Source organism: Roseovarius halophilus (ex Wu et al. 2025) (genome assembly GCF_047086965.1).
This window is the reverse complement of record NZ_JBKOTX010000240.1, coordinates 1-7,143: the sequence shown is the minus strand read 5'-3', so window position 1 is coordinate 7,143 and position 7,143 is coordinate 1. Positions and strand designations below refer to the sequence as shown.

Below are 7,143 nucleotides of genomic sequence, written 5' to 3'. Positions count from 1 at the left end.
CGCCCCGGACGGGGGCCCGGCGCTGGCCGCGTCGCTCTTCCGGGAAAGTCCGGGCAGGACGCCGCCCTTGGTCGTGATGCTGTCGCAGGACGATCCCGCCGCGCGGGCGCGCGCTCTCGCGGCGGGGGCCGACGACGTCATCGCGCGCCCGTTTGACAAGGCACTGCTGCTGGCAAGGTTGCGGGCCCTTCTACGGCGGCAGCATGCCCGCGACGATTACCCGCTCAGCAGTGACACGGCGCAGGTTCTCGGGTTCGCCGACGCGCAGGCCGGTTTCCGGCAAAAGGGCCGGATCGCGCTCATCGCCCCGCCGGGCGCCGCCGCCCGGCAGGCCGGGCAACGGCTTGCCGACAGCGGCGGTTTCTGCGTGACGACCGTCGCCGCGGACGCGGCCATAACGCTCGCCGGGGGGCCATCCCCGCCGGACATCTACGTGCTGGCCATCGGGGGCACCGACAGTGACGCGGCCCTGCGCCTGATGGCCGATCTTCGCGCGGCGCCGCGGACACGCCATCACCCCGTCGTCGCCCTGTTGAGCGCCTCATCGGCGCATGGCGCGGCCGCGCTGCTTGACATGGGCGCCAGTGAAGCGCTGCTGCCCGGCATGTCCGGGGCCGAAATCCGCCTTCGGCTCGACCGGCAGCTCGAGCACAAGACCACCCTCGACACGCTGCGCCGACAGATGCACAGCGGGCTCGACGCCGCCCTGCGCGACCCGCTGACCGGGATCCACAACCGCCGCTACGCCCTTCCCCACCTGCGCCGCCTGCTTGACCGCGGCGGCCCGGCCGGGCGCGGCATCGCCGTGATGGTGGCCGATCTCGACCATTTCAAGGCCGTCAACGACCGCCACGGCCATGCCGCCGGGGACGCCGTCCTGCGGCAGGTCGCCGGCAGGCTCTGCGGCCTGACCGGCGATGCGGGTCTCGTCGCCCGCATCGGCGGTGAGGAATTCCTCATCGTCATGCCCGGCCTCACGCGCAGGCAGGCGCGGCGGCTCGCCGACAGGGCATGCGCCGCGGTCCGCGACACTCCGATCGCCCTCGGAGACGGGAAAGGCCCGGTTCGCGTGACCGTCAGCCTCGGCGTGACCATGGCCCATCCCGGGCTCACGCCGCCCGGCGGTGTCGACACCCTGATCGGCAAAGCCGACAGCGCGCTCTACGAAGCCAAGGCGCGCGGCCGAGACACCGTCACGTTCTGCACGCGCAGCGCCGCCTGACGGTCATTGCCTGTCGGCGTGGCGCCGGCGGGCCCGTGCGGACCCGCCCTGTCACCGTGTCAGCCCCCGTGGCCGTAGCCGTGCTGGCCGCCATGATCGCCGTGGTGGTGATAATGGTGGTGGTAGTGGTGATGATGATGGTGGTGGTGCTGTCCGTGCGCCCCGCCATGGGAATCGCCGGCGTGCCGGGACATGTCATTTTTCATGCCCTTGCCGTGGCGGCCGTGCATTTTGCCGTGCTTCCCGCCGGATTGGCCCATGCGCGCGCCCTGATCGTGGTCGCGCGGCTTGCCTTGATGCCGCTGCGCGCCCATGCGCATGTCACCATCGGCCATGCCGCGGCGCCCCCCGTGCCGCCCGGCAATCGCATCGAATTCCTCTTGCGAGATCGCGCCGTCACCGTCCGTGTCATGATGCGCCATCATCCGGCCGGCGCGCATGCCGCGCATCTCCTCGAGGCTGAGCTGACCGTCACCATCGGCGTCGGCCCGTTCCATCATCATCTGCGACCGCCGCGCCATGCGCTGCTCCATCATGGCGCGCATCCGCGCCATCATCTCGTCGCGCGACAACAGGCCGTCGCCGTCCGTGTCCGCCGCCTCGAACCGGGCCTGCCCGCGGGCCTGCATTTCCTCGCGCGTGATCCTCCCGTCCCCGTCGGCATCCAGTTCCTCGAACTCGAAGGCGGGGCCGTTTCCCGTACTGCCCTGTCCCGCCTGCTGCGCCAGCGCCGCGCCGGACCCTGCCATCAGCAGAACCATCGAAATACCTGTCGTCAGAAAAGTGGATCTCATTCTGTCTCTCCCTTTTTCGTGCCCTACGCCGGACGTCCGGCGCCAGCATGTTCTTTCAGAGTGGGGTATCTTGTCGTACAACGCAACAACCTGTGAAAAAGCGGGCATCGACCTGCCGGGCCCGGTGGCGCTTTGCGACATCCGGACGCAAGGACGCTTTGGCACCTTTCAAAACCGGCAAGTCTGGCTCACATTCCCGCGGTCAACACGATGAGGTCGTCATGCAAGATCATACCGCTCAGACGCTGGAACGGCCGCTCATGCCGGCCATTTTCAAGGGCTTTCGCCGCAAGTGCCCCAACTGCGGCAGCGGCCCCCTGCTCAAGAGCTACCTGAAGGTGCGCAACAGCTGCACCGTCTGCCGCGAGGAACTTCACCATCATCGCGCCGATGACGGACCGGCCTACCTGACCATCCTGATCGTGGGGCACATCATGGCGCCGATGCTGCATATCGTGTTCGTCGCGTGGCGGCCCGAACCGCTTGTCCTGTTCACGGTCTTCGCGACCGGCTGCGTGGCGCTCTCGCTCTATCTCCTGCCGCGGCTCAAGGGCATGATCGTGGCGTTCCAGTGGGCCCGGCTGATGCACGGGTTCGGGGGCAAGGCCTGACAGCGCAAGCCCGGCCACGCACGACATGACCACCACGCCCGCGCCCATACGTGATGCCGCCACGGTGATCGTTATCCGCGACCGGACCCGAACGCCGAAGGTACTGATGGGTCAGCGCGGCACCCGGGCCGCCTTCATGCCCTCGAAATTCGTCTTTCCCGGCGGCGCGGTGGATGACGCCGACGCGGTCGTGCCGCTGGCCACGCCCCTGCCCGAGATCTGCACCACCCGCCTGCTCGAGCAGGGCGGCACCGCCGCCCCGCACGCGCTGGCCGCCGCGGCCATTCGCGAATTGTGGGAAGAAACGGGCCTGATCCTCGGCTGCCCCGGCACGTGGCCGGGTGACGTGCCGCCCGACTGGCATGGCTTCGCGGCGCACGGTCATGTGCCGGCCGCGCAGGGCCTGCAATTCGTTTTCCGCGCGATCACCCCGCCGGGCCGTCCCCGGCGCTTTGACGCCCGGTTTTTCCTTGTCGATGCCGCCGAGCTTGCCGGCGACCCGGACGATTTCAGCGCCGCCTGCGACGAGCTCGGCCACCTGCAATGGGTTCCGCTGGCGCGCGCGCGGGAGCTCGATCTGCCCTTCATCACCGAGGTCGTCCTCGCCGAGGTCGCCGCGCGGGTGCACGACACCGCGCCGCCCGCCTCGGTTCCCTTCTTCCGCAACGATGACGAGGAAAGCCTGTTCCTGCGCCTCGACGGCCGCAGCCCACTGCAACAGGGCTGAGCCCGCGGCCCCGGGTCGGGCGGCCACAGCGCCAATTCCGGGGTGTCCTCAGCCATCCTTGCCCGGCCCCGGCCACAGCGGATGCGGCACCGGGTCCTTGGCCCGGCGAAAGTAGCGGCGGAATATCTCGCCGTAGGAGCGGAAGTGATACCCGTCGTTGAGGTCAAGGAAGCTGTCGCGGTGCCGCGCGAAAAGCCCGGGCAGATCGTACCACGCCACCCGCGGGTGCAGGTGGTGAACTGCGTGGAGATTGTTGTTGAGGAAAAGAAAGGCCAGCAGGCCCCGGTCCTCGATCACGACGGTCCGGCCCGCAGCCGTTTCATGCGCGCGGTGTTCGAGGAAAGTGCGGATCTTGAGGATGGACATCGCGCCATAGGCCGCCAGCAGGTACGCCCAGACCGGGATCGACGCCCAGACGGCCCAAGCCAGCACCGGCACCACTGCCGGGACATGCCACAACCAGCCGCGCAGCACCCGCATGTCCCCGGCCCGGATCGCCCGCCAATCGCCGAGGATGAAGGCCACCTGCCCGATCAGCGGCCCGACCAGCACACGCCCCGCCAGCGTGTTGTTGAACTGCAGCAGCCGCCGCACCCGGCCGGGCAGCCGCGCCCAGACGGCCGGGTCCATGTAATTGCTCTCGGGGTCGTCATAAGGGTCGGTCAGCCGCGAATCCCGGTGATGCGCCAGATGCGTGTCGCGGAACCGCAGGTAAGGCACGAAAAGCCCGAGCGCGGGAAAAACCAGCGCCGCGTTCAGTGCCCGGCTTCGGAACGGGTGGCCATGCAGCATCTCGTGGCAGAGCGAGGAATGCAGCGCGATGCACAGCATCGTCAACCCCACCCCCAGCGGCAGCCACAGCGCCGCCACCCACGTGGTAGCCAGCGCCCAGCCCGCGTAGCAGGCCAGGGTCAGCAGCAGGGTTGGCCACTCGACGGGTCCGCGTGCCTCAGCCATGCGTGCGCCCCCAGCGGATACCGGCCCAGACACGCTCGTAGACGAAATACGAGGTCAGCCCGATCACCGTGTTGATCACCGCCATGGTGCCGCCAACAAGGGCCGAGCCCGTCATGACCAGCCCGACAAGGCTCATCACGCACAGCCCGATCACGTTCCACACCACAGCCTTCACGAGCGTGCGACGCCGCGTCTCCATTCCTTTCTCCCGCTTTGTTGATCTCCTTTTCGCTACGCCCGAACCACGGCGCGAACCAGTCGGAATATGGTTAACATTTATCCGCAATGTTGATATATATCACCACATGCCGACAAATACCGACAAACGCCACCGTGCCGAGCTGTTCCGTACCCGCCTTGCCGACGCGATGCGCGACCGCGGCACCAACCAGAGCGCGCTGTCGCGCCGCATCGGCGTGGACCGCTCGACGGTGTCGCAACTGCTCAAGGGCGATGGCGGGCGCCTGCCCAACGCACAGGTTGTCGGCGAATGCGCCGCCGCGCTCGGGGTGTCGGCCGACTGGCTGCTGGGGCTCACCGACCGGCCGGAAACGGCGGCCGACATCCTTGCCAATACCCTGTCACTGACACAGGCGCCCCGCGCGCTGGTGGACGAGCAGATCTTCCGCTGGCACAAGGAGGCGGCGGGCTACAAGATCCGCCACGTCCCGGCCGGCCTGCCAGACATGCTCAAGACCCGCGCGATGCTGAAATGGGAATACGCGCCGCATCTGGGGCGCAGCACCGATCAGGCGATCGGCGCCTCCGAGGACCGGCTGGCATGGATACGCGGGACGCAATCGGATTACGAGATCGCGCTGCCGCTCTTTGAACTCTATTCCTTCGTGCGCGGCGAAGGGTATTATGCCGGCCTGCCCCGCGACATCCGCGACGAACAGGTGGCGTACCTCCTGCAGGTGACCGAACAGCTCTATCCGCGTCTGCGCGTCTACCTCTTCGATGCGCGCAGGCTCTACTCGGCGCCCGTCACCGTCTTCGGGCCGCTGCTGGCGGTGCTCTATATCGGGCAAAGCTACCTTGCCTTCCGCGACACCGAGCGCGTGCAGGCCCTGACCGCCCATTTCGACACGCTGGTGCGCGAGGCCGACGTGACGGCCCGCGGCCTGCCCGAACATGTGCGCGCACTGGCCGCGATGCCCTGACCTTGCCGTGGCTCAGTACGGCATCGGGTGGGCCTTGTGGGCCGCGTCGATCTCGGCCAGCACGTCCTCCGACAAGCGCAACTCCGCGCTGCCGATGGCGCGTTTCAATTGCTCCGGCGTCGTTGCGCCGAAAATCACGGAGGTCATGAAAGGCCGCGTCAGGCACCATGCCAGCGCCATCTGCACGGGGTCGATCCCGTGGCGGCGCGCGATTTCCAGATAGGCCGTAACGGCGGGGAATACCCGGTCGGTGATACGCCCGCCAAGGGTTCCATTCAACGTCATGCGCGACCCGTCGGGCACCGCGCCGGCCTGGTACTTGCCCGTGAGCAATCCCGCCGCCAGCGGCGAAAAGGCCAGCAGGCCGGCCTCCTCGTTCACGCTCAGCTCGGCAAGGTCGGTGTCGTAAAGGCGGCAGAGCAGGGAATACTCGTTCTGGATCGAGGCCACCCGCGGCCCGCCCCGCATCTCGGCGACGCGCAGCCATTGCGCGGTGCCCCACGCGCTTTCATTGCTCAGGCCGAAGGCGCGGATACGGCCCTTGTCCACCTCCTTCTGCAACGCCGCCAGCGTGTCCTCCATGTGCGCCAGCGTCGCCTCGCGGTCCTGCCCGGACGGGTCATACCGCCAGTTCTGTCGGAACATGTAACTGCCCCGGTTGGGCCAATGGAACTGGTAAAGGTCGATGCACTCCGTGCGCAGCCGGCGCAGCGATCCCTCGACCGCGCCGGGAATCGTGTCCGACGAGATCGGCGCGCCGTCGCGGACATGTTTCAGGCCCGCGCCGGAATGCTTCGTGGCCAGCACCACCTCGTCGCGCCGGCCCGACGCGGCGATCCAGCTGCCGATGATCTCCTCGGTACGGCCGATCGTCTCGGCCGCCACCGGGTTGACGGGGTACATCTCGACGGTGTCGATGAAATTGATGCCGTGGTCCAGCGCCATGTCGATCTGGGCATGGCCTTCGGCCTCGGTGTTCTGCGTACCCCAGGTCATGGACCCGAGACACAGGTCACTCACTTCGATGCCGGTGCGCCCCAGCGGCCTCGTCCGCATGTCCCTGCCCTCTTTCCGTCTCCGGTTACAGGCGAGACCCTAACGGTTTTGCCCGGGGTGTCACCCGGAATCCGCGCTTGAGAACAAAACATGAATATTCTAGGCTCAACACCATGACCGCGCCGATCCTTGCACGCAACGCCCCGTCCCGGCCGGCCCTGCCCGTGCTGGGGGATGTCAGGCTCCCGCTTGCCCGCCTGCACGAAGTCTGCGGGCCGGCACGGCACGTGCTGGCCATGCTGGTCGCCGCGGCCATGCGCGGGCCGGTCTTCTGGATCGCCCCGGCCGGGCGGGCCGACGGCCTCAACCCCGAGGGGATGGTCCCCTTCACCGCGCCGCAGCGTTTCACCTTCGTCTCCCCGGATCGTCCCGAGGATGTCCTCTGGACACTGGAGGAAACGCTGCGCAGCGGCGTGGTCCCGCTGGTGGTGGGCGACCTGCCGGCACCGCCGCCGCTGACACCGGTGCGCCGGCTTCACCTCGCCGCCGAAGCCGGCGCGGCGGAGGGCGGGCAGGACATGCCGCTGGGGCTTGTCCTCACGCCCGGCGCCGAGAGCAGAGTTTGCAGAATCGCTGGTCGCGAACCGCTCGGCCCGATGGTCTGCACCATCCT

Annotated in this window: 9 protein-coding genes; 5 read left to right on the top strand and 4 right to left on the bottom strand. The window is 68.5% G+C overall.

The annotated features are described in order from the left end of the window. The coding region (locus ACH107_RS28115; RefSeq protein WP_412509028.1) for a diguanylate cyclase domain-containing protein at window positions 1–1,222 on the top strand (1,222 nt) is incomplete at its 5' end. A gap of 59 nt (window positions 1,223–1,281) precedes the next feature. Here ACH107_RS28115 and ACH107_RS28110 read toward each other — a convergent pair. Continuing rightward, on the bottom strand, window positions 1,282–2,016 hold the full coding sequence (locus ACH107_RS28110; protein WP_412509027.1) for an EF-hand domain-containing protein: 735 nt from the start codon (window positions 2,014–2,016) through the stop codon (window positions 1,282–1,284). A gap of 221 nt (window positions 2,017–2,237) precedes the next feature. Between ACH107_RS28110 and ACH107_RS28105 the strand changes: the two genes are divergently transcribed. Together ACH107_RS28105 and ACH107_RS28100 are read left to right on the top strand one after the other, a co-directional pair. Next, a complete protein-coding gene (locus ACH107_RS28105; RefSeq protein WP_412509025.1) occupies window positions 2,238–2,627 on the top strand; it encodes a DUF983 domain-containing protein in 390 nt (129 codons plus the stop codon). A gap of 25 nt (window positions 2,628–2,652) precedes the next feature. Further along, the gene (locus ACH107_RS28100; RefSeq protein WP_412509023.1) at window positions 2,653–3,354 is read left to right on the top strand and encodes an NUDIX hydrolase; all 702 of its coding nucleotides are present in this window, start codon (window positions 2,653–2,655) and stop codon (window positions 3,352–3,354) included. A gap of 48 nt (window positions 3,355–3,402) precedes the next feature. Here ACH107_RS28100 and ACH107_RS28095 read toward each other — a convergent pair whose 3' ends face one another. Both ACH107_RS28095 and ACH107_RS28090 read right to left on the bottom strand, forming a co-directional pair. Further along, window positions 3,403–4,311: a fatty acid desaturase gene (locus ACH107_RS28095; protein WP_412509021.1), complete on the bottom strand. Its 909-nt coding sequence runs from the start codon at window positions 4,309–4,311 to the stop codon at window positions 3,403–3,405. Next, on the bottom strand, window positions 4,304–4,510 hold the full coding sequence (locus ACH107_RS28090) for a DUF2061 domain-containing protein (RefSeq protein WP_412509020.1): 207 nt from the start codon (window positions 4,508–4,510) through the stop codon (window positions 4,304–4,306). The genes ACH107_RS28095 and ACH107_RS28090 overlap by 8 nt, the downstream gene beginning before the upstream one ends. Before the next feature lie 106 nt (window positions 4,511–4,616). On the opposite strand from ACH107_RS28090, the gene ACH107_RS28085 reads away from it, so the two are divergent. Further along, window positions 4,617–5,474 (top strand): helix-turn-helix domain-containing protein, encoded by an 858-nt coding sequence (locus ACH107_RS28085; RefSeq protein ID WP_412509019.1) that lies wholly within the window; start codon window positions 4,617–4,619, stop codon window positions 5,472–5,474. Between the two features lie 12 nt (window positions 5,475–5,486). Here the strand turns inward: ACH107_RS28085 and ACH107_RS28080 are convergent, their stop codons facing one another. After that, window positions 5,487–6,530 carry an aldo/keto reductase gene (locus ACH107_RS28080; protein ID WP_412509018.1) on the bottom strand — a complete coding sequence of 348 codons (1,044 nt, stop codon included), beginning with the start codon at window positions 6,528–6,530 and terminating at the stop codon, window positions 5,487–5,489. Between the two features lie 113 nt (window positions 6,531–6,643). Here ACH107_RS28080 and ACH107_RS28075 point away from each other — a divergent pair. Further along, window positions 6,644–7,143: hypothetical protein (locus ACH107_RS28075; RefSeq protein WP_412509016.1), on the top strand; the 500-nt coding region annotated here is incomplete at its 3' end.